Origin of the sequence: Actinacidiphila sp. bgisy167 (genome assembly GCF_965342175.1) — a bacterium.
Classification (GTDB): domain Bacteria; phylum Actinomycetota; class Actinomycetes; order Streptomycetales; family Streptomycetaceae; genus Actinacidiphila.
In genome coordinates this window covers 1-24,949 of record NZ_CBDRBL010000064.1, presented here as the reverse complement: position 1 = coordinate 24,949, position 24,949 = coordinate 1, and the positions used below count along the sequence as shown (strand labels likewise).

At 72.3% G+C, this 24,949-nt stretch carries 20 protein-coding genes; 14 read left to right on the top strand and 6 right to left on the bottom strand.

Annotated features, from left to right (window positions below):
- Positions 1–200 precede the first annotated feature (200 nt).
- The 4 genes from tatA to ACRWND_RS22350 all read left to right on the top strand — a co-directional run bounded on the left by tatA (position 201) and on the right by ACRWND_RS22350 (position 5,585).
- Positions 201–491 (top strand): Sec-independent protein translocase subunit TatA, encoded by a 291-nt coding sequence (gene tatA / locus ACRWND_RS22365; protein WP_431952147.1) that lies wholly within the window; start codon positions 201–203, stop codon positions 489–491.
- A gap of 112 nt (positions 492–603) precedes the next feature.
- Complete coding sequence (gene tatC / locus ACRWND_RS22360) at positions 604–1,491, top strand: twin-arginine translocase subunit TatC (RefSeq protein ID WP_431952145.1); 888 nt, start codon at positions 604–606, stop codon at positions 1,489–1,491.
- 264 nt (positions 1,492–1,755) lie between these two features.
- Positions 1,756–2,649: a diacylglycerol kinase gene (locus ACRWND_RS22355; RefSeq protein WP_431952143.1), complete on the top strand. Its 894-nt coding sequence runs from the start codon at positions 1,756–1,758 to the stop codon at positions 2,647–2,649.
- Between the two features lie 104 nt (positions 2,650–2,753).
- Positions 2,754–5,585, top strand: a complete 2,832-nt coding sequence (locus ACRWND_RS22350; protein WP_431952141.1) for a DEAD/DEAH box helicase — start codon at positions 2,754–2,756, stop codon at positions 5,583–5,585.
- A gap of 605 nt (positions 5,586–6,190) precedes the next feature.
- Here ACRWND_RS22350 and ACRWND_RS22345 read toward each other — a convergent pair.
- Positions 6,191–6,967, bottom strand: a complete 777-nt coding sequence (locus tag ACRWND_RS22345) for a MerR family transcriptional regulator (protein ID WP_431952139.1) — start codon at positions 6,965–6,967, stop codon at positions 6,191–6,193.
- Positions 6,968–7,060: 93 nt separating this feature from the next.
- Here ACRWND_RS22345 and ACRWND_RS22340 point away from each other — a divergent pair, with 93 nt between their 5' ends.
- Positions 7,061–8,155 (top strand): serine hydrolase domain-containing protein, encoded by a 1,095-nt coding sequence (locus ACRWND_RS22340; RefSeq protein WP_431952137.1) that lies wholly within the window; start codon positions 7,061–7,063, stop codon positions 8,153–8,155.
- Between the two features lie 280 nt (positions 8,156–8,435).
- Here the strand turns inward: ACRWND_RS22340 and ACRWND_RS22335 are convergent, their stop codons facing one another.
- Positions 8,436–9,188, bottom strand: coding sequence for an MBL fold metallo-hydrolase (locus tag ACRWND_RS22335; protein WP_431952135.1), 753 nt, complete (start codon positions 9,186–9,188; stop codon positions 8,436–8,438).
- Positions 9,189–9,273: 85 nt separating this feature from the next.
- Between ACRWND_RS22335 and ACRWND_RS22330 the strand changes: the two genes are divergently transcribed.
- The 4 genes from ACRWND_RS22330 to ACRWND_RS22315 all read left to right on the top strand — a co-directional run bounded on the left by ACRWND_RS22330 (position 9,274) and on the right by ACRWND_RS22315 (position 12,671).
- Complete coding sequence (locus ACRWND_RS22330; RefSeq protein ID WP_431952133.1) at positions 9,274–9,864, top strand: CGNR zinc finger domain-containing protein; 591 nt, start codon at positions 9,274–9,276, stop codon at positions 9,862–9,864.
- Between the two features lie 157 nt (positions 9,865–10,021).
- Positions 10,022–10,717 (top strand): type 1 glutamine amidotransferase domain-containing protein, encoded by a 696-nt coding sequence (locus ACRWND_RS22325; RefSeq protein ID WP_431952131.1) that lies wholly within the window; start codon positions 10,022–10,024, stop codon positions 10,715–10,717.
- Positions 10,718–10,807: 90 nt separating this feature from the next.
- Positions 10,808–11,695, top strand: coding sequence for a hypothetical protein (locus ACRWND_RS22320; RefSeq protein WP_431952129.1), 888 nt, complete (start codon positions 10,808–10,810; stop codon positions 11,693–11,695).
- Between the two features lie 235 nt (positions 11,696–11,930).
- Entirely contained in the window at positions 11,931–12,671 is a 741-nt protein-coding gene (locus ACRWND_RS22315) for a dienelactone hydrolase family protein (protein ID WP_431952127.1), read from the top strand.
- A gap of 77 nt (positions 12,672–12,748) precedes the next feature.
- Here the strand turns inward: ACRWND_RS22315 and ACRWND_RS22310 are convergent, their stop codons facing one another.
- Together ACRWND_RS22310 and ACRWND_RS22305 are read right to left on the bottom strand one after the other, a co-directional pair.
- Entirely contained in the window at positions 12,749–12,976 is a 228-nt protein-coding gene (locus ACRWND_RS22310; RefSeq protein ID WP_431952125.1) for a DUF6011 domain-containing protein, read from the bottom strand.
- 246 nt (positions 12,977–13,222) lie between these two features.
- On the bottom strand, positions 13,223–14,080 hold the full coding sequence (locus ACRWND_RS22305) for a siderophore-interacting protein (RefSeq protein WP_431952123.1): 858 nt from the start codon (positions 14,078–14,080) through the stop codon (positions 13,223–13,225).
- Positions 14,081–14,245: 165 nt separating this feature from the next.
- Between ACRWND_RS22305 and ACRWND_RS22300 the strand changes: the two genes are divergently transcribed.
- On the top strand, positions 14,246–15,604 hold the full coding sequence (locus ACRWND_RS22300) for a cytochrome P450 (RefSeq protein ID WP_431952121.1): 1,359 nt from the start codon (positions 14,246–14,248) through the stop codon (positions 15,602–15,604).
- On the opposite strand, the gene ACRWND_RS22295 is transcribed toward ACRWND_RS22300, so the two are convergent.
- Positions 15,573–16,490, bottom strand: coding sequence for a 5'-3' exonuclease (locus ACRWND_RS22295; RefSeq protein WP_431952183.1), 918 nt, complete (start codon positions 16,488–16,490; stop codon positions 15,573–15,575). The two genes, ACRWND_RS22300 and ACRWND_RS22295, sit on opposite strands and share 32 nt — an antisense overlap.
- Positions 16,491–16,665: 175 nt before the next feature.
- Here ACRWND_RS22295 and ACRWND_RS22290 point away from each other — a divergent pair, with 175 nt between their 5' ends.
- The 3 genes from ACRWND_RS22290 (at position 16,666) to ACRWND_RS22280 (ending at position 20,418) form a co-directional block, all read left to right on the top strand.
- On the top strand, positions 16,666–17,751 hold the full coding sequence (locus tag ACRWND_RS22290; protein WP_431952119.1) for a quaternary amine ABC transporter ATP-binding protein: 1,086 nt from the start codon (positions 16,666–16,668) through the stop codon (positions 17,749–17,751).
- The gene (locus ACRWND_RS22285; protein ID WP_431952117.1) at positions 17,744–19,540 is read left to right on the top strand and encodes an ABC transporter permease/substrate binding protein; all 1,797 of its coding nucleotides are present in this window, start codon (positions 17,744–17,746) and stop codon (positions 19,538–19,540) included. The genes ACRWND_RS22290 and ACRWND_RS22285 overlap by 8 nt, the downstream gene beginning before the upstream one ends.
- Before the next feature lie 101 nt (positions 19,541–19,641).
- On the top strand, positions 19,642–20,418 hold the full coding sequence (locus tag ACRWND_RS22280; RefSeq protein WP_431952115.1) for a helical backbone metal receptor: 777 nt from the start codon (positions 19,642–19,644) through the stop codon (positions 20,416–20,418).
- Between the two features lie 77 nt (positions 20,419–20,495).
- Here the strand turns inward: ACRWND_RS22280 and ACRWND_RS22275 are convergent, their stop codons facing one another.
- Positions 20,496–23,582, bottom strand: coding sequence for an alpha-L-rhamnosidase N-terminal domain-containing protein (locus ACRWND_RS22275; RefSeq protein ID WP_431952113.1), 3,087 nt, complete (start codon positions 23,580–23,582; stop codon positions 20,496–20,498).
- Positions 23,583–24,000: 418 nt separating this feature from the next.
- On the opposite strand from ACRWND_RS22275, the gene ACRWND_RS22270 reads away from it, so the two are divergent.
- Positions 24,001–24,949, top strand: a 949-nt coding sequence (locus ACRWND_RS22270) for an aminoglycoside phosphotransferase family protein (protein ID WP_431952111.1), incomplete at its 3' end; no start/stop codon positions are given.

Sequence of the window (24,949 nt, the reverse complement as noted above, 5' to 3'; positions counted from 1 at the left end):
GTCCTTCCGCGGCCGGACAGGTACGCTGCTGGGGTTGCCCCGGCAGAGTGCGGCAGGGGCGGCAACAGCAGGTCGCCGGGGGATTGCCAGGCGTTTACCCCCGCACGTTACGATCGCTGGCAGTGCGGACGCCGAGTCCTCCCCGGACACGGAGACCGCAGCTCACGTACCCATGCCGCCTCGGTGAGAAGGTAAAGCTTATGTTCGGCAGGCTCGGCGCCCCTGAGATCATCCTCATTCTTGTCGTCGTTCTGCTGCTGTTCGGGGCCAAGCGCCTTCCGGACATGGCTCGCGGCCTTGGGAAGTCGATGCGCATCCTGAAGAGCGAGGCGAAGGCCATGAAGTCGGACGACGCGGCCGCCCCGCAGGCGCAGGCCGACGCGCCCGCCGACGGGCAGGCCGCGCCGAAGACCATCCAGGCCGCGCCCGGTGACGTCAGCAGCGCCCGCCCGGTGTCCGAGAACCAGCAGCCCCGTCAGACGCAGAGCTGACGCCACGGCACAGGTACGGGCCGCCGGCGATGACGCCGGCCACCGCGTGAGATGAGGACCTGGGTTGCTCAAGTCTGCCCGCAGTAAGCCGTCGAAGGACCCCGAGGGGCGCATGCCGCTCGTGGAGCACCTGCGCGAACTGCGCAACCGGCTCGCCAAGAGCGTGCTCGCGATCGTCGTGGTGGCGATCGTCGCCGCCTTCTACAGCCAGCAGCTCCTGGAGTTCCTGGCCTCCCCGGTGCCCAAGTGCGGCCCCGGGGTCGTCAGCAGCGGCGGCAACTGCGCCATCGTCACGTTCGACTCGCTGACGGCGCCGTTCGCGCTCACGATGCAGGTCTGCTTCATGGCCGGCGTCATCGGCGCGAGCCCGGTCTGGCTGTACCAGCTGTGGGCGTTCATCGCTCCCGGCCTGCACCGGCACGAGCGCAAGTACACCTACATGTTCGTGGGCGCGGCGCTCCCGCTCTTCCTGGGCGGCGCCTTCCTCGCCTACAAGATCATGCCGGTCAGCATCAAGGTGCTGATCAGCTTCACCCCCGAGGGCTCGTCCAACCTGCTGAAGCTGGACGGTGTGCTGGACTTCACCATCCGCATGGTGCTCGTCTTCGGCCTCGCCTTCGAACTCCCGCTGCTCCTGGTCATGCTCAATATGGTCGGCATGGTCAGCGGCCGCCGCATGGCGGGCTGGTGGCGCGGCGTGGTCATGGGTGTCTTCGTCTTCGGCGCCGTCGCGACGCCGACCACCGACCCGGTCAGCATGATCGCCCTGTCGGGCCCCATCGTCGTCCTCTACTTCGGCGCGGTCGCCTTCTCCCTGATCAACGACCGACGCCGGCGCTGGCGCAATCCCGACGCCGGCCTCTCCGACGACGAGGCCTCCGAGCTGGACCTCACCCCGGAACCGATCGGCCCCACCGCGCCCCTCACGGCCTCCGTGCCCGAGCAGCCAGGACCCGTGGAGAACGGGCGCCGGTCCGGCGACTTCGACGACGCGACCTGATCCCTGTTCTTAGGGGTGCCGGTGGAGGGAAACGGGAGATCGGGCTCCCTTTCGCCGACATGGGGAAGCGGGCCCGATCCGCAGCCGCGGTTGCGGCGGGCGCGCCACGCACGCACGGCGGGCGCGCCACGCACGCACGGCGGGCGTGGCCGTCGGCCGTCCGCACCCGCAGGACCCCTCGGGGTGATCGTCCCCGCTCGCGGAGGAGAACGAAGCGCTTCCGGTGACCTCGACGGCCCGGCTACCGCACGGTAGTGTCCGCGCGTGACCAGCGAGATCACCCTCATCGCCAACCCCACCGCGGGCCGCGGACGGGGCGCCGGCGCCGCGGGACCGGCCGCCGCCGCGCTGCGCGGCGCGGGACTCGACGTGCGCACCGTGGTGGGCGCCGATGCGGCGGACGCCCTCGCTCGGGCTCGCGAGGCCGTCGCCGACGGCACCGGGGCGCTGGTCGCGGTGGGCGGCGACGGCATGGTGTCGCTGGCCCTGCAGGCCGTGGCCGGCACCGGCACCCCGCTCGGCGTCGTCCCCGTCGGGACGGGCAACGACTTCGCGCGGGCGACCGGGCTGCCGCTGCGCGACCCCGCGGCCGCGGGACAGGCGATAGCCCGCGCCCTGAAGCAGGAGTCCGTCCGCGAGATCGACCTCGGCCGCGTCGGCGACCGGTGGTTCGGCACCGTCCTCGCCTCCGGCTTCGACTCCCGGGTCAACGACCGCGGCAACCGGCTGCGCCGCCCCAGCGGGCGGCTCCGCTACGACCTGGCGATGCTGGTGGAACTGGCTGCCCTGCGCCCCATTCCCTACCGCGTCACCCTCGACGACGGCAGCGCTACGGAGATCGAGGCCACCCTCGTCGCCGTCGGCAACGGCACCTCGTACGGCGGCGGGATGCGGATCTGCGCCGGCGCGGAACTCGACGACGGGCGCTTCGACGTCTGTGTCGTCGGACCGTGCAGCCGCAGCACGCTGCTGCGCGTCTTCCCCCGCGTCTATCGCGGCACCCACATCGGCCATCCCGTGGTGGCCGTACACCGCGCCGCCGCGATCACCCTCGACGCCGACGGCGTCACCGGCTATGCCGACGGCGAGCCCCTCGGGTCCCTCCCGCTGACCGCGCGGACCGTCCCGCGGGCACTGCGGCTGCTGACGCCTCGATAGCGAGGCCGTGGCGCGCGACACGCCTGGACCCGTGCCCCGTGGGTTGTGCTTCGGTAAAAAGATCGCGTCGACTGTCAGTGCGGCCCGGTAGTCTCGTTTTCAAGATGAACGACGAGATGTCTCCCGCGGAGCGCTACGCCGCGTCCCGGCTCCGCGCCGCCGAGCAGGCCACCGCCCTCGCGGGCTTCCGCGAGCTGTACGACTTCGGGCTGGACCCCTTCCAGATCGAGGCCTGCCAGGCGCTCGAGGCGGGCAAGGGCGTGCTGGTGGCGGCGCCCACCGGTTCCGGCAAGACCATCGTGGGCGAGTTCGCCGTCCACCTGGCCCTCGGCGAGGGCCGCAAGTGCTTCTACACCACCCCCATCAAGGCACTGTCGAACCAGAAGTTCACCGACCTCGTCAAGCGCTACGGCGCGGAGCGGGTCGGTCTGCTGACCGGTGACAACAGCGTCAACGGGGACGCACCGATCGTGGTCATGACCACCGAGGTGCTCCGCAACATGCTGTACGCGGGCAGCCAGGCCCTTGACGGCCTCGGCTATGTGGTCATGGACGAGGTGCACTACCTCTCCGACCGCTTCCGCGGAGCGGTCTGGGAAGAGGTGATCATCCACCTCCCGCAGTCCGTGACCCTGGTCTCGCTCTCGGCGACCGTCTCCAACGCCGAGGAGTTCGGCGACTGGCTCGACACCGTCCGTGGCGACACCGAGGTCATCGTCTCCGAGCACCGCCCCGTGCCGCTGTGGCAGCACGTCCTGGCCGGACGCCGGATGTACGACCTCTTCGAGGAGAGACAGGGCGCGGGCCCCGGCGTGCAGCGCGCCGTCAACCCCGACCTGGTGCGGCTGGCCCGGATGGAGAACCAGCGATCCTCCAACGGCCGCGACCGGCGCGGCGGCAGGATGCGCGAGGCCGACCGCGAGCGGGAGCGGCGCCAGCAGCGCCGGATCTGGACGCCCAGCCGCGTGGAGGTCATCGAGCGGCTGGACGCGGAGGGGCTGCTGCCGGCGATCACCTTCATCTTCAGCCGCGCCGGCTGCGAGTCGGCCGTGCAGCAGTGCCTCTACGCGGGGCTGCGGCTCAACGACGACGAGAAGCGGGCCAAGGTGCGGGCCATCGTCGAGGAGCGCACCAAGTCCATCCCCGACGAGGATCTGAACGTCCTCGGCTACTTCGAGTGGCTGGAGGGCCTGGAGCGGGGCATCGCCGCGCACCACGCCGGCATGCTGCCGACCTTCAAGGAGGTCGTCGAGGAACTCTTCGTGAAGGGCCTGGTCAAGGCCGTCTTCGCCACCGAGACGCTGGCCCTCGGCATCAACATGCCCGCCCGGTCCGTGGTGCTGGAGAAGCTCGTCAAATGGAACGGCGAGACCCACGCCGACGTCACCCCCGGCGAGTACACGCAGCTCACCGGCCGCGCCGGACGCCGTGGCATCGATGTCGAGGGGCACGCGGTCGTGCTGTGGCAGCGCGGCTTCGACCCCGCCCACCTGGCGGGCCTGGCCGGCACGCGCACCTATCCGCTGCGCTCCTCCTTCAAGCCGTCGTACAACATGGCCGTCAACCTCGTGGGCCAGTTCGGCCGGCACCGCTCCCGGGAACTGCTGGAGACCTCGTTCGCGCAGTTCCAGGCCGACCGCTCGGTGGTCGGCATCTCCCGCCAGGTGCAGCGCAACGAGGAGGGGCTGGAGGGCTACCGCGCCTCCATGACCTGCCATCTCGGTGACTTCGACGAGTACATGTCGCTGCGCAGGCAGTTGAAGGACCGCGAGGCCGAGCTGTCCCGGCAGGGCGCCAACCAGCGCCGGGCGGCCGCCGCCGACGCGCTGGAGAAGCTCCGCCCCGGCGACATCATCCACGTCCCGGCCGGCAAGTTCGCGGGCCTGGCCCTCGTCCTGGACCCGGGCGTGCCCGCCGGCCGCAGCCCCGGCCACCACAACCGCCACGACCAGTTCCACCACGACGGCCCCCGTCCGCTGGTGCTCACCGCGGAGCGGCAGGTCAAGAGGCTCGCGCAGATCGACTTCCCGGTGCCGGTCGAGGCACTGGACAGGATGCGGATCCCCAAGTCCTTCAACCCGCGCAGCCCCCAGTCCCGGCGCGACCTGGCCTCCGCCATGCGCTCCAAGGCGGGCACGGCCGGCATAGCGCCGCAGCGGCACCGCCGCCAGCGTTCGGCCGCCGCGGACGACACCGAGATCGCCCGGCTGCGCACCGAGATCCGCGCGCACCCCTGCCACGGCTGCGACGAGCGCGAGGACCACGCCCGGTGGGCGGAGCGCTACCAGCGGCTGCAGCGCGACACCAGGCAGCTCGAGCGCCGCATCGAAGGCCGCACCAACACCATCGCCCGCACCTTCGACCGCATCTGCGCGCTGCTCACCGACCTCGGCTACCTCGAGGGCGACCAGGTCACGGCCGACGGCCGCCGGCTGGCCAGGCTCTACGGGGAGCTCGACCTGCTGGCCAGCGAGTGCCTGCGCGACGGCGTCTGGGACGGCCTCGGCCCGGCGGATCTCGCGGCCTGTGCCTCCGCGCTGGTCTACGAGTCCCGCTCCGCGGACGACGCGCTGCCGCCGCAGCTGCCGTCGGGCAACGCCAAGCAGGCACTGGGGGAGATGGTCCGCATCTGGGGCCGCCTCGACGCCCTGGAGGAGCAGCACCGCATCAACCAGGCCGAAGGCGTCGGCCAGCGCGAGCCCGACCTCGGCTTCGCCTGGGCCGCCCACCGCTGGGCTTCCGGGCACGGCCTGGACGCGGTGCTGCGCGACGCCGACATGCCGGCGGGCGACTTCGTGCGCTGGACGAAGCAACTCATCGACGTCCTCGGCCAGATCGCCGACGCCGCCCCCGAAGGCAGCCCGGTGCGGCGCAACGCCCGCAAGGCCGTCGACGGACTGCTGCGAGGCGTCGTGGCGTACTCCTCGGTGGGCTGACAGCCGCGGCGCGCCGCCCCCGCGCGGCGCGCCGCCGCGCACCAGGGGCGAGTCGTCGTCCCATGAACGACGAGCGGCGTGGGCGGTGGTGACGACTCGACGGCGACGGCGGGGGTGCCAGCTGCCGCGCGACGGCCGCGTGGGCGCCGACGTTCCGCTGACGGTGCGGGGCGGTTGTGCGGGCATCGGGGGTGAGCACCACGGGGCCTTGACCCCTGATCTTGAACATCCGACGCTGTCACTCCCGCCTCGGACACCGCAGCCCGATCGCCTACGTGCGCTCCGGGAACCACAGCATTCCCATACCGGGGACGGCGGATGATGCGCCCGGCCTCGTCGAACGCCTGCCGCCACTCGGTGGGCGGGTTCGCCTTACGAAACGGCGTCCCGGACCACAGCAACTACAGGCCCGACCCCGAATCCCGGTGTCATGCGGCTGGGGTCAGCGCACGAGCACCCCGAACCCCGTGCACAGCAGCCCACCTGACGTGCAGGTTTCACGATGCACACTGGCCAGTGTTCCGTACGGCGGTGGTCGATGCCGGTTCCCAAGGAGGGGGACCAGTTCGAGGCGAGGACTTGGCCAACCTCCTCAGGGCAGGCCGTCACTGACGCGGGACCTCGATGCCCGCTGCGCGCAGGTGCCCCTCGACCAGCTTGTTCAACCGCGCGATGGACGGCGCCTCGTCCTCACGGTGGTGGTTGACCACTCCGTACCGAGAGACCGCGTCGGGCCGGTGCCGTCGCGCGGTCGGCATCGTCAGCAGCGCGCGGCCGGCCAGCAGGTTGGCGGCCAAGGCGGAGGCCAGCTCCTCGATCCGCGGGTCGTCGGGATCCCAGGACCGCGCCTCCCAGCCGCGCTTGGTCAGTTCGATGAACGCGGGGTCAGCGAGCCGGTGTTCGAGATTGGCCAGGAAGAGGTTGAAGAACTCGGGAGCCAGCGCCCGCGACAGCACCAGGGCCTCCCGCTGGGTGGTGACGTAGTCGGGGTTGAAGTCCAGCTCGGCGAGTCGCTCCAGGACCGCGCAGGCCCGGTCGGGCAGCAGGGCGCGGTCGCCGTGGGCGAGCCGGTGCAGGGTGTTGCGGCGGGCGGTCAGCTCCTCGATCTGTTCGGTGAGCCGGCGGCGGACGTCGTCCAGAGCGGTGGCGAACCGCTCGGGGTCGGCGTCGAGCAGCTCGCCGATCTCAGCCAGTGGCACGCCCGCCCCGGCCAGGGCCCTGACCTGGACAAGCCGCAGCAGGTCGGCCGACCCGTAGCGCCGGTAGCCGGAATGGTCCCGTTCAGGTTCGGCGACCAGGCCGAGCCGGTGGTAATGCCGCACCGTCTTGACGGTGATCCCGACGAAAGCCGCCGCCTGACCGATCGTGAGCCCCTCTGCCATGAGGCGAGAGTAACGTTCCTCCGTCGCCTTGACCTTGACCTTGGGGCAGGGTCCAACCTCATCTCACACCCGCTGACACGAGATGAGGAAACCATGAGTGAGCAGAACGCGGCCGTCGCGCAGGACCGCCCCGATGTGCGGAAGGCCATGCAGGAGATCATCGACGCCGGTTTCGCCGGGGTGCAGCTGCGCGTGAACGACGAGCTCGGCGAGTGGATCGGAAGTGCCGGCGTCAGCGAGCTGGGCACGACCGCGAAGCCGCCGACCGACGGGCACTTCCGGGTCGGCAGTGTCACCAAGACCTTCGTCGCGACCGTCGTCCTGCGGCTGGTGGCCGAGGGCAGGCTCGGCCTTGAGGACCTGGTGGCCGACCATCTGCCCGAGCTCGGTCTCGACCGGCGGATCACGGTACGGATGGTGCTGCAGCACACCAGCGGGCTGTTCAACTGCACCGGTGAGTTCTCCGCCGACGGGACGGTCGAGCCCGGCGTGGTCGCCGGCTTCGGCAAGGAGTGGGCGGACCACCAGTTCGTGACGTACCGGCCGGAGGAGTTGGTGCGGGGAGCGCTGGCGAAGCCGGCGCGGTTCGAGCCGGGGACGGCCTGGAGCTACTCCAACACCAACTACGTACTTGCCAGGCTGCTGATCGAGGAGGTCACCGGCCGCCCGCTGCCCGAGGAGATGCACCGGCTGATCCTGGGCCCGCTCGGGCTGACCGGCACCGTGCTGCCGGAGACCCAGGAGGAGATCCCCGAGCCGCACGCCCACGGCTACTTCGGCTACGGTGACGCTGGCCAGTGGAAGGTGGTCGACACCACCCGCTTCAACCCTTCCTGGGTATCCGCCGCTGGCGACATGATCTCGACCACCCGGGACCTGCACACGTTCTTCTCCGCGCTGAACGGCGGCAGGCTCATCTCGTCCCAGCTGCTGGCCGAGATGCGCGTCCCGGACGACACGATGGGTTACGGCCTCGGGGTGTTCGTGGAGGAGCTGGAGGGCGGCGGCACGGTCCTCCACCACAACGGAGGGTTCTGGGGCTGGGGTGCGCTGATGTACAGCACGCCCGACGGCACCAAGACCCTGACCGGCTCGGTGACCTCCGGGGACGTCGAAATGGACCTGCCCACCATGGCCGGGACCTTCGAGAAGGTGAAGCAGACGCTGGTCAACGCGGTGTTCGCGTAGCGGGCGTCCCCCAGCGGGCGCCATCTGGCCTCGACCTTTCGTGATCAGCCGTCGGTGCGAGTCGGCGGCTGATTCGCGCGGTGTCCGTGTTCGGGCAGGCGGGTGGCCTGGCTGTCGCACCGGGTGGGCGCCGGGTTCCACCGCTCCGGTTCGGTGGTGATGCTCGTAGGGACGGGAAGCTGCTGGTCCGGAGGTTCTCCCGCCGCCGTGAACGGTGGAGGCCGCCGGGCCGTGCGTCGGGCAGGCGCGCGGTACGTCGCGACGCCGGTGCGCGCCGGGGTCAGCCCAACTGGAGCCGGTCGGCGATGCCTGCGGCCTCGAAGGCCGTGACGACGTCCTGGCGGTCCTCGGTGAAGTGGGCCCAACTGTCGCAGTGCGCGGGCACGACCCGCCGTGCACCGAGGATCCGTGCGGCCTCCGCCGCCTGCGTTCCGTCCAGCACGAGCAGCGCACCGTCGAAGACGGAGAGGCGGGGCGCTCCGGCGAACAGGACGGCCGTGTCGACTGGGCCGAAACGCCCGGCGATTTTGCGTACCAGCTCCAGTGAGGCGTTGTCACCGCTGATGTAGACGGTGGGCTGATCGGGGGCGCTGAGGACGAATCCGATCACCGTACCTGCGATCGCCTCGGCGCCCTCGGGCCCGTGCAGGGCGGGAACGGCCGTCACCGTGACCGAGCCGCCGTCCGGGCGGGAGAGCTCGGCGGACTCCCACACGGCAAGGCCCCGGGCGGACCCGCCGAGACGCTCGGCACCGTCGGTGGTGGTGAGGGTGAGCGGCGCTCCGGCGAGGAAGGCCCGGCCGGAGGTGTCCAGGTTGTCGGCGTGCTGGTCATGGGAGAGCAGAACGACGTCGACGGCACCCAGCTCGTCCGGCGTGATCGGGGAAGGCGCGGTCTTGGTCAGCACCAGGCCGCCGGGCAGTGTGTAGTCGCCGGGGCCGTCGAAGGTCGGGTCGGTCAGGAACCGCATCCCTCCGTACTCGACGAGGGCGGTTGGGCCTCCGAACACGGTGATCGGGACCTGCTGCACCATGGAAAACCTCACGATTGAAGGGGTTGTCATCCGTGATAAATGTAGGGGGCTATCACGGATGGAGGCAAGCCGTACCATGATGTGCATGGAGGAGAGCGTGAATGACCGATGTGACGTGCGGCCCGCGCCGGGAGCGGAGCGGTATCCGGCGCTCGACCTGGTGAACAGTGTCGTGACACTGCCCGGCGGTCGGTCGGTGGATCTCCTCGACACGCCGACCGAGGTCGCGCGGTGGCTCTTCGCGCACAGCCTCGCGTCAGCGGAGGCCGTCCTGCGGGAGGATGACGCGGAACGGTTCCGTGTCCTGCGCACACACATCCGGGACCTCGTCGCCTCGCACGTCCTCGACCGGCCCGCCCCCGACAGGGCGCTCGACGTCATCAACGAGGCGCTCAGGGGAGCGCCGGCCGCCGCCCTGCTGCACTGGGATCCCGCCCGCGGACTGCACCGTGCGGCGGATCCTCCCGACGCGAAGGTGGTCGACCACGCCCTGGCCGGCCTGGCCGCGGACGCGGCCGACCTGCTGACCGGTCCGGACGCCGAGCGGCTCACCGCATGCGGTTCGGCTCCCTGCAACCGGTACCTCCTGTGGCACGGGCGCCGTCAGTGGTGCTCGACACGTTGCGGGGACCGGGCGCGCGCGGCCCGCGCCTACGCCCGGCGAATACGCTCCTGAAGGCGACATGCGCGGTGACAGAGGACGAGCCGCGCGCCTTCTGCGTCCGGTCGCGGGCGGCCGCTGCCTGACCGCCGATGACTCCCATATGCAGATGTTTCTCCACGTATCTACGCTTTGGTTGTGAAGCGCTCGGAGAGACCAGGAGGTGTGCCCGATGGCGAAAGTGCTCTTCATCGTCAGCGGAGCGACGTACTGGGTACTCAAGGACGGCACCAGGTACGCCACGGGATACTGGGCCGAGGAATTCGCGGTGCCGTACAAGAAGGTCACGGAGGCCGGCCACGAGGTCGTCGTGGCGACGCCTGGCGGTGTCGTCCCGAACGTCGACATGATGAGCCTGCGCCCCTCCATGGCGGGAGGCGAGGAGGGCGCCCTGGAACTCGAGTCGATCATCCGTTCCGCGGAGGTGATGCGGCGGCCGCTGGCGCTCGCGCATGTCCGCCTCGAGGACTACGACGCGGTCTACCTGCCGGGCGGCCACGGCCCGATGTCGGACCTCGCGTACGACGCCGACGTCGGCCGCCTGCTCACGGCGCAACTCGCCTCGGGTAAACCGCTCTTCATCGTGTGTCACGCGCCCGCGTCGTTGCTTGCCACCCGCATCCACGGCCAATCGCCCTTCAAGGGCTACCGGGTCACCGGCTTCACGAACGAGGAGGAGGAAGCCGTCGGACTGGCCCCTCGGGCGACGTGGCTGCTGGAGACGGCGCTCAAGGAGGAGGTCGGTGTCGAATTCAGCCGAGGGCCGATCTGGGAGCCCTACATGGTCGAGGACCGCAACCTCGTGACCGGACAGAACCCCCACTCCTCCGCGGTCCTGGCGGACCGGCTCCTGGAGATCCTCAAGTGACGGTGACCGGTCCGGGGCAGGAGCGTAGGACCCTACCGGTCGTCCGGCGGCCCTGTGTGCGAAGCCCCGCCACCCTCGGAGCGCGCCGCCTTGCTACCCCGTCGCAGCAATGGCGACAGCAGCATCGCGGCGGTGTGCTCACCTGGGTTTGACCAGGGCTCGTGGCTGTGGGTGCGTCCGGGTCAGATCCAACAGTGGGGGGACGTCGAACTGGCGGAAGGAGCCCTGATCCTCTTCGAGAGGGACTTCCTCGACCTGCCCACGGTCACACTGTCCCGCCTGGACGAACCCGACCTGTGCCCCCTCCTCACGCCGGTCGGCGAGGACCGCGTCGCACTCAGAACCGCGGCAGCGCATCTGGAGGGGGAGTGGCGCGACCGCGGAAACGCACCGCTTGAAGCCCACGTGCTGATCCTGCGCCAGTTGCTCGCCGCGCTGATTCTGCGCATCGCGCACATTCAGTCCCCCGGGAGCCAGGTCGCAGGCCGCGGTGAGCCCTACCGACAGTTCAGGGCCGCCGTGGACCGCGACTTCGCGCGAACTCGCCGGGTCGAGGACTACGCCCGCAGCCTCGGCTATTCGGCCCGCACGCTGACCCGCGCCACCCTCGCGGCCGACGGAGTGACCGCGAAGGAATTCATCGACCGCTGCCGTACGGGGGTACGGGGCATTGCCGAAGCGATTCCAGGGCTGCTGGTCCACGCCGGCGGTAGGTGCGGTGCACCCGGTCGCGCCCTCCGCCATGCCTGGCGGGCTTCGAGTGGGAGGCCGGCGGGCACAAGCAGCGGGATGGACGGGGAGGGCATGACGACCGGGGCGGCGCGGTTGCCCCTCGGCGATGGTGACGGCGGCGTACGCGGCGAGGGCCGGGACCACGGCGCCCACGAACCCGTACGCGGACTTTGCGGCTGCACCTTATGCGCTCCCCGGGGTGGCGACGCATCGGGCCTGCCGCGGACGCGCCCGACCAGCGGTTGACTGTCGCCTGCACTGTCGGCCGAACGGCTTCGCGCGGCCGCCGGGCACGGGGGCTCCGCCGAAAACGAGTTGGGCGGGCGAGCCGGTCGCTGCTACCTTTCCGGAGGCCGTGCGAGAGATCGAGGAGGTGGTACCCGTGAACGTATCGACATGGGTGCTCCCCTCCGGGGTCACGGTCGGACGATGACAGGTCGTCCGGGAGCGCCGCTCACGCGCACTCCCGAAAGGCACGACCATGCACGTCACTTCTGAGCAACGCCTCGACGACGGCATCCTCGAACGCGCATTCACCCTGGGGGAGATCCCGGGCATCCTGTGGACGCCGGAAACCGCTTCCGCGTCCGCGCCGGCGCCGCTGATCCTGCTCGGCCACCCTCCCCTCGGGCTGCGCACGATGCACCCGCGGCTGGTGGACCGGGCCCGGCACGCCGCGGCGGAGGGCTTCGCCACGGCGACCATCGAGCTCCCGGGAAGCGGCGACCGGCCCCGGTGGCCCGCCGCCGAGCAAGCCCGCGCCGACCTGCGCCGGGTGATGGCGGCCGGCGAGCCGGTCGGTGACGAGATCATCGACGCCCTCGTCCTCCCGCTCGTCGAGCGGGCGGTCCCGGAATGGCGGGCCGCCCTGGACGCCCTCCTGGAACTGCCCGAGATCGGCGGTCCGGTCGGCTACTCGGGAGGAGTGATCTCCATCGGCATCCGGCTGGCGGTGGTCGAGCCGCGCATCGCGGCCGCCGGTCTGTTCGCCGGGAGTCTCGTGCCGCGCGCCCTCTTCGCGGAGGCCCGCCAGGTCACCGTCCCTGTGCATGTCCTGCTGCAGTGGGACGACGAAGGGAACGACCGGCAGGCGGCCCTCGACCTGTTCGACGCCCTCGGCTCCGAGGAGAAGACCTTGCACGCCAGCATGGGCGGGCACACCGGTGTCCCGCCGTTCGCGGGGGACGCGGCGATCCGGTTCTTCAGCCGGCACCTGAGGTGAGCCGGGCGGCTGCGCAACGACGCGTGCGCTGACCCGCACTCACGGGGCCGCGGAGTTCGCCTCGGGCCCACGCGGCCTCACGTCCCCGGCAGCCGGTCCTGTTCGACGTCGAAGCGGCCGATCCGCGGTGCCGCGCCGAGGCCGTGCTTGCGCCGGCAACCGCGGCCTCGGCCCCACAGCCGGGCGTCGTGCGCGGTGAGGGGCCGGTGGCAGTCGGCGCACAGGACGCGCGGACGCTCCGGCGCCGGATGCTCGTCCGGCGCGAGTCCGGGGAGGGGGGACGGCTCGGGTGCGGTGGCGGCCATGCAGGCAGTCTGGCAGCGCCCGCCGCCGTCCCCTGCCGGTGGCCGGCCTCGCCGGGCGGTCGCCCGCGTCGTGGCGTCGGCGGCGTCGTGACGTCGGCGGCGGCCGCGCGGCCGGGTCGGCCGGCGCCTCGTCCGGCACTTCCGGCCGCGGCCAGTCAGCGGGGCGGCGGGCGGAGGGGGCCCCCCGCCCGCGGACATTCCGGCCGGTCAGTGCCCGAAGGTGTCGCAGTCGACGCGGGGACGTCGTCAGGAGGCGAGCGCCCGCCGCGGCGCCTCCTGCTCCTCCTCGATGCGGCGGTTCCACTCCCGCTTGGAGGCCTGCCAGCCGTCCTCGTCGTGACCGGCGCGCCAGTAGCCCGAGATCGACAACCGTTCGCGGGGCACGCCCAGCTCGACCCGCAGCAGGTGGCGGAGCCGCTTGACGAAGCCCGCCTCGCCGTGGACGAAGGCCTGTACGTCGCCGGGCGGGAAGTCCAGCCCGGTCACGAGCCGGACCAAGGCGTCGCCGACCCGGCCGGAGCCGCGGTGCACCCAGACGACCTCGGCGTCGCCGGGGGTGGGCAGCTCCTGCTCCTCCTGCGGACCCGAGACCTCGACGAACACCCGGGCGGGAGCGCCCCCGGGCAGCCGTTCCAGCGAGGCGGCGATCGCCGGCAGCGCGCTCTCGTCGCCCACGAGCAGATGCCAGTCGGCGGCGGCGTCGGGCATGTAGGCGCCGCCGGGGCCGAGGAAGAGCACCTCCTCGCCGGGCTGGACGCGCGCGGCCCACGGTCCCGCCAGGCCCTCCTCGCCGTGGTACACGAAGTCGACCGTCAGCTCGCGGGCCTCGGCGTCCCAGCGGCGCACCGTGTACGTACGGACGCGCGGCCACTGGTCGCGGGGGAACTCGGCGCGGATCCGCTGGATGTCGAAGGGCTCGGGGTAACGCACGCCTTCGGCCGGGAAGAGCAGCTTGATGTAGTGGTCGCTGTGCTCGCCCACGGGGAAGCCGGCGAGGGTGTCACCGCCGAGCACGACGCGGATCATGTGCGGGGTCAGCCGTTCCACGTGCCGCACCCGCGCGCGGTTGAGTCGCGGATTCCTGCGCACCGGACGGTCTGCCATGAGCACACTCCTCGCTTGAAGTTAGGTAAGCCTAACCCATGCGCCGCTCGCTGTGCAGCCCGGTCTCGGAAAGATCACGGATCTTCGAACGCCGGTTCCGGTCCGCCGTTCCCCGCCTTGGATGGGACCGACACGACGGGACGCTTTCCGGGGAGGCCGGCGCACATGGTTTCCGACACCACCACAGCGATCACCACAGGACCCCGAGGGGTGCCGCTGCTGGGAAACCTCCCGCAGTTCGCCAAGGACCCGCTCGCCTTCTTCACCGCGCTCCGCGAGTGCGGCACGGGACAGGTCACCTGGGCTATGGGCCGCACCCCCGCCCGCTTCCTCAATGATCCCGCACTCATCGGGGAACTGCTCTCGGCCCGGGAGTCCACCTTCTCCCTGCCCGACCTCGGCTGGTCCTTCCGCTATCTGATGGGCGAGGGCGTCGTGGTGGCCAAGGGCGCCGACTGGCGCCGCAAGCGGTCTCTCGTCCAGCCCTCGGTGCGGCCCCGGCAGGTCCGCGCGTACGCGCGGACCATGGCCGACTGCGCGCGGGAGCTGGCCGACGGCTGGAGCGGCGGCGAACGCGTGAACGTCCGCCGCGAGATGACCGGCCTCACCCAGCGCATCGCCGTGCGGACCGTGTTCGGTACCGACGCCGCCGTCCGCGAGGAGGTCATCGGCCGCTGCATGGACGTCGCCCAGCAGCAGATGGGCGCGGAGTTCCGCGGCCTCGGCGCGATGCTGCCCGACTGGGTCCGCACCCCGGGGAGGATCCGCTTCAAGGCCGCCGTCGACACCCTCGACGCGGAGGTCGCCCGGATCGTCGCCGCCCGCCGGGCGGGCGGCGGGGAACGCGACGACCTGCTCAGCCGGTTGCTGGCCGCGGTCGACGACAACGGGGTACCGCTCACCGACAGGGAGATCAGGGACGAGACCGTCACCCTCTACAACGCCGGCCACGAGACCACCGCAACCACCCTGACCTGGGCCTGGTACCTGCTGTCCCGCAACCCCGAGGCGCGGGCGGCGCTCACCGAGGAGCTGGAGCGGGTGCTCGGCGGACGCACCCCCGGCTTCGACGACTACGCGCAGCTGCGCTGGACCGAGGCCGTCGTGAAGGAGACGCTGCGCGTGCGGCCCACGGTCTGGCTCAATCTGGCCGTCGCCGAGGAGGGCGCCACCCTGGGCGGGGAGCCCGTCGCGGCCGGCACCCAGGTCTGGATCAGCCCCTGGGCCACCCACCACGATCCGCGCTGGTGGCCGGAGCCGGACGCCTTCCGCCCCGAGCGCTGGCTGGAAGGGGCGCCCGACGCGATCACCGACCACACCTGGTTCCCCTTCGGCGGGGGCACCCGGGCCTGTCTGGGGGCGCGCTTCGCGATGGTCGAGGCGGTGATCGTGCTGGCCACCCTCGGCAGCCGCTTCCACCTGGACACCGGCGACGAGGAGGTCCACCCGACCGTCGGCCTCACCCTCCAGCCCGACCGCGACGTGCTCGCCGTCACCCGGCCCGTTCCGGCCCCAGCGCGCTGAGCAGCCGCTGCAGCGAGCCGCCCAGCCCCCAGCGCTCGGCCAGCGCGGCCAGTTCCTCGGGGCTGCGCGGCTCGTGCGGCAACCGCGGGGAGAAGTCCGGCAGCGGCACGTCGCAGGCGACCCGGACCACCTTGGGCGCGACCGCCAGGTACTCCCCGGCCTCCCGCAGCCGCTTGCGCTGCGCCGGGGTCACCTTGGAGGCCGGGTCGAGGGCGGCGGCCATGATCCCGGCCAGGTCGCCGTACGCGTCCAGCAGCTTGGCGGCCGTCTTCTCGCCGATGCCGGGCACGCCCGGCAGGCCGTCGCTCGGGTCGCCGCGCAGCAGGGCCAGGTCCGCGTATCCGGGGCCGTCCACACCGTACTTGGCGCGCAGCCAGGCCTCGTCCACCGCGTCGAGCGCCCCCACGCCCTTGACCGGGTACAGCACCCGCACCCCGCGGGCGTCGTCCACCAGTTGGAACAGGTCGCGGTCGCCCGTGACGATGTCCACCGGGCCCGCCGCCCGGCCCGCCAGGGTGCCGATCACGTCGTCCGCCTCGTAGCCCGCGACGCCCACCCGGGCGATGCCCAGCGCGTCCAGCACGGCCTCGATCACCGGGACCTGCGGCGACAGGGTGTCCGGGACCTCCTCGACGTCCGAACCGCCGGGCACCTCCTCCGCGACGCGGTGCGCCTTGTACGAGGGGATCAGATCCACCCGCCACTGCGGGCGCCAGTCCGCGTCCATGCAGGCCACCAGGTCGTCGGGGGAGCGGTCGGCGACCAGCCGGGCGATGAAGTCCAGCAGCCCGCGCACGGCGTTGACCGGTGAGCCGTCCGGCGCGCGCACCGAGTCGGGCACGCCGAAGTACGCGCGGAAGTAGAGGCTGGCGGTGTCGAGGAGCATCAGGCGTCGAGTCACATGCCGATGATGCCGCACCCCTGCGACACCGTGACCTGTCTCACGGAGGGGTTTGCTCCGCCCGGGCCGGGGCACCCGCCGTCCCGGAGCGGGACAGGAGCGCTCCGCGACCTGCGTGCGGGGGCAGCCGGTCGGGCTTCCTTCGACACGTGAGGTGTATGTGTACAGGCTGCAGGCAGAGCATCTGTACAAGGTGTTCGGCGCCGACCCCGAGGACGGCGTGCGCCGTCTCAAGGCCGGAGCCGGGCGCGACGAGCTGCGTGAGAGCGGTACGACCGCGGCGGTGATCGACGCGAGCTTCGACGTCCGCGAGGGCGAGATCTTCGTCGTCATGGGCCTGTCCGGATCGGGCAAGTCCACCCTGCTGCGCACGCTCAACGGGCTCACTCCCCCGACCGCGGGGCGGGTGCTCTTCGACGGCCGCGACCTCACCGCACTCAGCCCCGGCGAACTGCGCCGTGTGCGCTCGCACGGCATCAGCATGGTCTTCCAGCACTTCGCGCTCTTCCCGCACCGCAGTGTGCTGCAGAACGCCGCGTACGGCCTGGAGGTGCAGGGCGTCGGCCGCGGGGAACGCGAGGAGAGGGCCGCGCGGGCCCTGGGACTCACCGGCCTGTCCGGCTGGGGCGACTCCCGGCCCGACGAGCTCTCCGGCGGGATGCAGCAGCGTGTGGGCCTGGCCCGCGCACTCGCCACGGACGCCGGTGTGCTCCTCATGGACGAGTCCTTCAGCGCCCTGGACCCGCTGATCCGACGCGACATGCAGGACCAGCTGCTCGAACTCCAGGGCAGCCTGCGCAAGACCATCGTCTTCATCACCCACGACCTCAACGAGGCCATGCGCCTCGGCGACCGCGTAGCCGTCATGCGCGACGGGCGCATCGTGCAGATCGGCACCCCCGAGGACATCCTGCTGCGCCCCGCCGACGACTACGTCAGCTCCTTTGTGCACGACGTCGACCGCTCCCGCGTGCTGACCGCGGGCACCGTCATGGAGCCGCCGCCGCGCGCCGGCGCCGGCGACTGCCACTGCGAGACCGTCACTTTGGGCACCGCCCTCGCGGACGTCCTGCCGCTCAGCGCGCGCACCGCGCATCCCGTGGCCGTCCGCGGCGAGGCGGGCGGCGTGGTCGGCGTGATCACCAAGGACCGGCTGCTGGCCGCGCTCGGCGCCCCCGACGGCCCGCGCACACCCTGTTCCGCGGACCCGGCCCCCGCCGCCGTGAAGGAGGCGGCGCGTGCCTAGGCTGCCCCTCGGCGACTGGACCGACAGCGCCGTCACCTATCTGCGCGACCACTTCGGTCCGCTCTTCGACGTGATCAGAGCCGTCGTCTCCGGCCTGTACGACGGCCTGGACGCCGTCCTCCAGGCCCCCGCCCCGCTGCTGCTCGCCGGCATCCTCGCCGTCCTCGCCCTGTGGCTGCGCGGTCTGACCGCGGGTGTGCTGGCCTTCGCGGGCCTGGCCCTCGTCGTCTCCGTGCGGCAGTGGGAGGCGGCCATGGACACCCTGTCCCTGGTGCTCGTCGCCACCGTGATCACCATCGTGCTCGCCGTGCCGCTCGGCATCTGGGCGGCGCGCGACCGCAGGGTCTCCGCCGCCCTGCGCCCGGTGCTGGACTTCATGCAGACCATGCCGGCGTTCGTCTACCTGATCCCCGGCATCTTCTTCTTCGGTGTCGGCCAGGTCCCCGGCATCATCGCCACCATCGTCTTCTCCCTGCCGCCGGGCGTGCGCATGACCGAACTCGGCATCCGGCAGGTCGACGCGGAACTCGTCGAGGCTGCGGAGGCCTTCGGCACCACCCCCCGCAGCACCCTGCTGCGGGTGCAACTGCCGCTGGCGCTGCCCACGGTCATGGCGGGCGTCAACCAGGTGATCATGTTGGCGCTCTCCATGGTGGTCATGTCCGGCATGGTCGGCGGCGGCGGCCTGGGCGCCTCCGTCTTCACCGCCATCAGCCAGGTCGACATCGGCCTCGGCTTCGAGGCCGGCCTGTCGGTGGTCATCCTCGCCATGTACCTCGACCGTGTCACCGGAGCCCTCGGCACGCGCGTCTCCCCGCTGGGCCGGCGCGCCGCGGCCGCGGCCTCCCCGCGCGGTCGGCGGCTGTGGACGTACCGGCCGCAGACCTCCGTCGCCGTCGTCGGCATCGTCGCCCTCGCGCTGGTCGCGGGCGGGGTGAACGTCTTCGGCGCCGCCGACGAGAAGAGCGCCGTCCCGCAGGCCGACAACGTCGGCAAGGGCCGCCGGGTCGACATCGGCTACATCCCCTGGGACGAGGGCATCGCCTCCACCTACCTGTGGAAGGAACTGCTCGAGCGGCGCGGCTACGCGCCGAAGGTCACCCAGTACGACGTCGGCGCGCTCTACACCGGCATGTCCGCGGGGCGGGTCGACTTCGAGACCGACTCGTGGCTGCCCGTCACACACCGGTCGTACTGGGAGAAGTACAAGAACGAGCTGGACGACTACGGCTCCTGGTACGGACCCACCTCGCTCGAACTGACCGTGCCGTCCTACGTCAAGGACGTCGACTCGCTCGCCGACCTCAAGGGCAAGGGCAAGCAGTTCGGCGGCCGGATCATCGGCATCGAGCCCGGCGCCGGGATGATGAGGATGCTCGACGAGACCGTCCTGGACGCGTACGGGCTGAAGGGCGAGTACAAGGTCACCACCGGCTCGACGGCGAGTATGCTCGCGCAGCTCGACCGCTCCATCAAGGCGAAGGAACCCGTCGTCGTCACCCTGTGGTCCCCGCACTGGACCTACAGCGAGCACAGCCTGAAGAAGCTCGAGGACCCGCTCGGGGCCTGGGGCAAGGGCGACGGCGTCCACACCCTCGCCCGCGACGGCTTCGCCGGCGACGAGCCGCGGGTCGCGGCGTGGCTGAAGGACTTCAAGCTGAGCGAGGCGGAACTGACCGGGCTGGAGGGAGCCGTGCACAAGGCGGGCCAGGGCCATGAGCAGGACGGCGTCCGCCGCTGGCTCGACGCCCGTCCCGGCCTGGTGGACCGGCTCGCCCCGGTCGGCTGACAGGCGCGAGGCGCCGGGCGGCGCGGCGCCCGGCGCCTCCCCACCCGAGGGAGCGCGCCGTCCGGCCCACCCCTTGCGGCGGGGGTGGATACGGTGGAGACATGACCCCTCGCGACCTCGGCCCCGCACGGCGTGTGGTCTCCCTCGTCCCCTCGCTCACCGAGGCGGTGGCGTCCACGTCGCCCGCCGTGCTCGTGGGAGCGACCGACTGGTGCAGCCAGCCGGCCGACCTGCGCGTCACGCGGGTGCGGGGCACCAAGAACCCGGACATCGCGCAGATCGTCGGGCTCGCCCCCGATCTGGTGATCGCCAACGAGGAGGAGAACCGCGCGCCCGATCTGGCGGCCCTGCGCGCCGCCGGCCTGACGGTTCTGGTCACCGAGGTGCGCAGCCTTCCGCAGGCATTCCGGGAACTGCACCGCGTGCTGGTGGAGGCCTGCGGGCTGCCGCGCCCGTCCTGGCTCGACGCCGCGGAGCAGGCCTGGGCGTCCGCGTCGCCGCACCCCGCCGGCCGTCCCCGCAAGGCCGTCGTCCCCGTCTGGCGCCGGCCCTGGATGGTGCTCGGCCGGGACACGTTCGCCGGTGACCTGCTGGCCCGGCTGGGCGTCGAGAACGTCTACGGGGACCACGAGGAGCGGTATCCGCGGGTGCCGGTCGACGAGCTCACCGGCAGCGGGGCGGACCTCGTGGTGCTCCCGGACGAGCCGTACCCGTTCACGGCGGACGACGGTCCCGAGGCGTTCCCGGACATACCCGCGGCCCTTGTCAGCGGCCGCCACCTGACCTGGTACGGCCCGTCCCTCGCCGAGGCGCCGGCCGTGCTCGCCGCCGCCCTCGCCCCACCGGCCCCCGCCGCACCCGGCCGGCGCGGGCGGTAAGGCGCAGGCCCCGGAGATGGATCCCCCCGGCGCACGCGGGCTCGAGGCCGTCGCGTGCGCCGGGGAGGGAAGGGGGATCAGCCGCGGGCCGTGAAGTGGGTGCGGCCCGAACCGACCCGGTAGACCGCGCGGCCGTCCTGGACACCCAGGTACGCGGCGTCGCTGCCGGACGCGGTGTAGCGGCCGCCCGCCACCACGGGCAGTGCGACCGTCGCCGTCACGTTGACCGGCACGTCGACCGTCGTGTCCACACCGTGCGGCCCGCGCCGCCAGTCGACGCCGACGGTGCCGCGCTCGGTCCACTGGGTGCCCGAGGCGTGGCTCACGCCGGCGTCCGCCGGGGCGATCCGCACCGTCGCCGCGCCGGGGCTCGTCACCGTGAGGCCGAGGACGCCCTCCAGTACCCCGACGACACCCGCGCCGCCCCAGCCGTGCGACATGCTCTCGCTGCTGCTCTGCGAGACCTCACCGGGCGCGCAGTCGCTGCTCGCGCAGCCCGGCGTCCACTGCTCCCACAGGAAGGTGCCGCCCTCGGCCAGGACCTGCGCGGGCCCGTCGGAGGAGGGATCGGTGAGGATCTGCACCAGCGTGTCCGGCCGGTCCACGACCCGCAGCGCCCCCAGCAGGGTCCGCAGCGTCATCGGCCCCTGGCGCATCCCCTGCCGGGACATCTCAGCTCCCAGCGCCGCGTACTCGGAGGGCTTCGCGACTCCGTAGGCGACGGGGAAGCTCTGCGCGTGCTCGCTGCGGTGCTCGATCAGGGCACCGCCGGTGGCGAGCCCGTCCGACCACAGCCCGGTGCCGCCGTCGCGCAGGTGCTCGCGCATCGCCGCCGCCAGCCGGTCCGCGCGGTCGCCGTAGACCTCCTGGGTGGCGTGGTCGCCGAGCGCCCCGGCCGCCTCGGCGACCGACCGCATCGCGCCGACGCCGAGGGCGTTCACGACGGTGCGGTTCACGTTGCCGTCGGTGACATAGCCGTACCGCATCGGGGACGGCCAGTCGATGATGCCGTGCAGGTACGCGCCGCTGCCGCCGGGCAGATCGGCGACCAGACCGCGGTCGTCCACCGCCGAGGAGATGTAGTCGGCGATGTTGCGCATCACGGGCATGGCCTGCGCGAGCAGTTCCCGGTCGCCCGTCGTGCGGTAGTAGCGCAGCACCCACTCGGGGAACATCTCGGTGTAGTCGGGGATGTCCCGCTTCGCGTCGCCATTGGGGTAGACGGAGTTCATGGCGCCGTTGGACCAGTAGCGCGCCTGCGAGTTCATGAAGGACACGATGGCCTGGCGGGTCAGCCCGCGCTCGCCCGACGCGGCCATCGTCGCGAAGGACTCGTCGACGGTGTCGCCGAGGAACTGGCCCTTCTCACGGGTCGGGGTGTCCAGGAAGACGTTCTGCGCGGACTGCAGCGCCGAACGCTGCATCAAGGAGAAGACCCGGTCCAGGGTGTCGTCGCTGCTGCTGAACGTGGCGGGGTGGGCCGCGTCGGTGTTCTGCACGACGGCGGCGACGTCCCGCGTGGTCAGCTTCTCGCCCGGGTCGCTGATCTGCAGGTAGCGCCAGCCCCAGTAGGTGAAGGCCCGGGCGGTCTGCGGACCGTCCTTCTCGGTGTAGTAGAAGCGCATGTTGCTGCCCTGGGTGTCCAGACCGGCCGTTCCGGCCCGGGAGTTCTCCACCCAGCTCGCGGCGGCGTGGTCCTTCTCCAAGGGGCGGTCCAGGGTCACCTTCGCGCCGTCCACGGCGGTCGCGGTGCGGGACTCGGGGTGCCCGGCCCCGTACCCCGCGGCGGGCGCGTCCACCACGATCTCGTCGCCGGTGTGGACGTTCGCCGCGTTCGCCAGCGTCACGGCGGCGTCCCCGGCCCGCACGGCGGCGGTCAGCGTGGAGTTGCTGCGCCGGTAGCTGGTGGTGAGCGTCAGCTGCCGGCCGGCGGTGCCGGAGCGCAGCCGCACCGAGGGCACCGCCGCGTACACCTTCCCGAAGTCGGCGAGGACGGTGCCGTCGGGCAGGTGCAGCAGCGAGACCGGGTGGACGGTCTGCTGTGTGAGGTGGGCCTGCAGCGCCGACAGGTGGGTGAAGGCGCAGGGGGAAGCACTTCCCTCGTAGGACGCGCAGTTCTCCGGGTTCGGCCGAGGGTGGGCGCCGATGACGGTGGCGGCGGCCCAGTCGGAGTCGTCGTAGCCGGGGGTGTCCCAGCCGGTCTGCTCGGCGGTGGCGTCGTAGTACTCCACGCGGTCGCCGGCGTCGCTGTTGCGGTAGGTCAGGGTGTCGACCCGCTGGGCCTCGTAGCGGTGGACCTTCCAGGTGCCGTCGGAGACCGCCACGTCACGGGTGCCGTCGGCGTGCTCGACCACCACCTTGACCAGCAGCCCGGAGGGGCCCTCGGGGGCGACCGGGCCGTTGGCCCGGCCCTGGCACTTGCAGGACCAGTAGTGCGTGATCACACCGACGGCCAGATCCCGTCCGGCCTTGACGCCCCCCAGCGCGGCGACGTCGTAGAAGCCCTCGCCGGCGTACTCGTAAGAGGAACTGCGCTGCACGGTCTCGCCGTTGACGTCGACCTGCCAGTCGCCGGAGGCCGCGACGTACACCCGGGCGCCGACCACGGGGCTGCCGGCGGACACCCGGACGACCTTGCGGGCGGCCGTCCACTCGTTGCTCGCGTCGTTCCCGGTGGCGGGACGGCGGATCCACTGGGCGCCGGACCAGTCCTGGTCGGTCAGGCCCGTGCCGAAGGACGCGCCGGCCGAGAAGGGGGAGGCCGCACCGGCCCGGTCCCAGGTCCGCACCTTCCACTGGTACACCGTGCCGGGGGCCAGCGCGGGCCCGGCGTACGGCACCCAGGACTGCTCGGAACCGCTGACCTTGCCGCTGTCCCAGACGGTGCGGCCACCGGGGACGCGGACGACGACCTGGTAGGCGGTCTGGACCTCGTCGGAGTCGGTGTCGCGGGGCAGCCAGCCGAAGCGCGGCGCGCCGTCGAGGGCGAGCGGCTCGGTGCGGTCGTCCACCGTCAGCCCAGTGGGGGCGCCGGGGGCGTGGTTGCGGGCCGCCGGCCCGTGGTCGGCGTAGGCCTGAGGGGTGGCGGCGGCGGTGAGCGTCAGGCCCAGGGAGAGGGCGAGAAGGGTGAGGCGGCGGGGGAGTGTTGGCGGGCGGCGTTTCATGAACACCTCTCGGAACGGGGAGTTTAAACGTTTCAATTCGCATGCGCGGTATTGATACGTTTCAATCACGTGAACGGGAGCGTAGGGAGGCCCCCGGGGCACTGTCAACGCTTCGCGTGTGCGGCACCGTTGCCGTGCGCGGGTCGTGCGTGGTGGCGGTCGAGGTGTCTCCCCCGCCCTCCCGCCCGGCGCCCGGCGCGTTCAGTGGCCGCCTTGCAGGTTGTGCGCACCCCGCACCCATCGTCCGGGGCGCCTGGAGGTGGGCGGGGGAGAAACCCCAACCGCAGCCACAACTCACCCGCACCACGCACCGCACCCGCACCCGCACCCGCACCCGCACCCGCACCCGCACAAAGCGACGCACCGCACACGACAAAACCCCTTGGCCCCCGCGGGCGAAGCCCGCAATGCTCGGGGAATGACACTGACGCCCCGCACCCGCCTGCCCTGGGCGGCCCTGCCCCGCGATCTGGCCGTCGCCGTGGAGGCCCGGTTGGGCGCGCCCGTGGCCCGGGCCGAGAACCAGACGGGCGGCTTCTCCCCGGGCGTGGCGGCCCGCCTCACCCTCGCCGACGGCCGCCGAGCCTTCGTGAAGGCGGTCAGCCCGGCTCAGAACCCGGATACCCCGCACATCCACCGGGCCGAGGCACGGATCGCGGCCGGACTGCCCGAGGACATCCCGGCACCGCGCCTTCTGCACTCCTTCGAGCAGGACGGCTGGGTCGTGCTGGCCTTCGAGGACGTGCCAGGCCGCACCCCGGCGCAGCCCTGGGACCCGGGAGAGCTGCGCCGGGTCCTGGACGCGATGACCGCCCTCACCGCCCGACTGACCCCGAGCCCGTTGCAGGTGCCGTCCGCCGTCGAGCGTCTTGCGGAGAGCTTCGGCGGATGGGCGCGGCTGGCCGCCGACCGGGACGCCGGAACGGACGACCTGCACGGCCTCGATCCCTGGGCGGCGGCGCATCTGGGCGAGCTCGCCGCCCTGGAGTCGGGCTGGGCCGAGGCGCTGGCCGGCGACACACTGGCTCATGGCGATCTTCGCGCCGACAACGTCCTGCTCACCGGCGACGGCGGGGTCGTGTTCGTGGACTGGCCGTGGGCGTGCACCTCCACGCCGTGGTTCGACCTGCTGTGCATGCTGCCCAGCGTCTTGATGCAGGGCGGCCCCGAGCCGGAGCGGATCTTCGCCGTCCACCCTGTGGCGCGCGACGCGGATCCGGCCGCGGTGGACGCGGCGCTGGCCGCCCTCGCCGGGATGTTCCTGACGCACGCTCGGCGCCCCGCGCCCCCGGGGTTGCCGACACTGCGCGGCTTCCAGCGGGCGCAGGGGGAGGCGGCCCTGTCGTGGTTGCGCACCAGGCTGCGCT

Bases quoted from the DNA above. Each gene is read 5' to 3' on its own strand.
- tatA (WP_431952147.1), top strand. From the start codon at position 201: ATGTTCGGCAGGCTCGGCGCCCCTGAGATCATCCTCATTCTTGTCGTC.
- tatC (WP_431952145.1), top strand. From the start codon at position 604: ATGCCGCTCGTGGAGCACCTGCGCGAACTGCGCAACCGGCTCGCCAAG.
- ACRWND_RS22350 (WP_431952141.1), top strand. From the start codon at position 2,754: ATGAACGACGAGATGTCTCCCGCGGAGCGCTACGCCGCGTCCCGGCTC.
- ACRWND_RS22345 (WP_431952139.1), bottom strand. From the start codon at position 6,967: ATGGCAGAGGGGCTCACGATCGGTCAGGCGGCGGCTTTCGTCGGGATC.
- ACRWND_RS22340 (WP_431952137.1), top strand. From the start codon at position 7,061: ATGAGTGAGCAGAACGCGGCCGTCGCGCAGGACCGCCCCGATGTGCGG.
- ACRWND_RS22335 (WP_431952135.1), bottom strand. From the start codon at position 9,188: ATGGTGCAGCAGGTCCCGATCACCGTGTTCGGAGGCCCAACCGCCCTC.
- ACRWND_RS22330 (WP_431952133.1), top strand. From the start codon at position 9,274: ATGGAGGAGAGCGTGAATGACCGATGTGACGTGCGGCCCGCGCCGGGA.
- ACRWND_RS22325 (WP_431952131.1), top strand. From the start codon at position 10,022: ATGGCGAAAGTGCTCTTCATCGTCAGCGGAGCGACGTACTGGGTACTC.
- ACRWND_RS22315 (WP_431952127.1), top strand. From the start codon at position 11,931: ATGCACGTCACTTCTGAGCAACGCCTCGACGACGGCATCCTCGAACGC.
- ACRWND_RS22310 (WP_431952125.1), bottom strand. From the start codon at position 12,976: ATGGCCGCCACCGCACCCGAGCCGTCCCCCCTCCCCGGACTCGCGCCG.
- ACRWND_RS22305 (WP_431952123.1), bottom strand. From the start codon at position 14,080: ATGGCAGACCGTCCGGTGCGCAGGAATCCGCGACTCAACCGCGCGCGG.
- ACRWND_RS22300 (WP_431952121.1), top strand. From the start codon at position 14,246: ATGGTTTCCGACACCACCACAGCGATCACCACAGGACCCCGAGGGGTG.
- ACRWND_RS22295 (WP_431952183.1), bottom strand. From the start codon at position 16,490: ATGCTCCTCGACACCGCCAGCCTCTACTTCCGCGCGTACTTCGGCGTG.
- ACRWND_RS22280 (WP_431952115.1), top strand. From the start codon at position 19,642: ATGACCCCTCGCGACCTCGGCCCCGCACGGCGTGTGGTCTCCCTCGTC.
- ACRWND_RS22275 (WP_431952113.1), bottom strand. From the start codon at position 23,582: ATGAAACGCCGCCCGCCAACACTCCCCCGCCGCCTCACCCTTCTCGCC.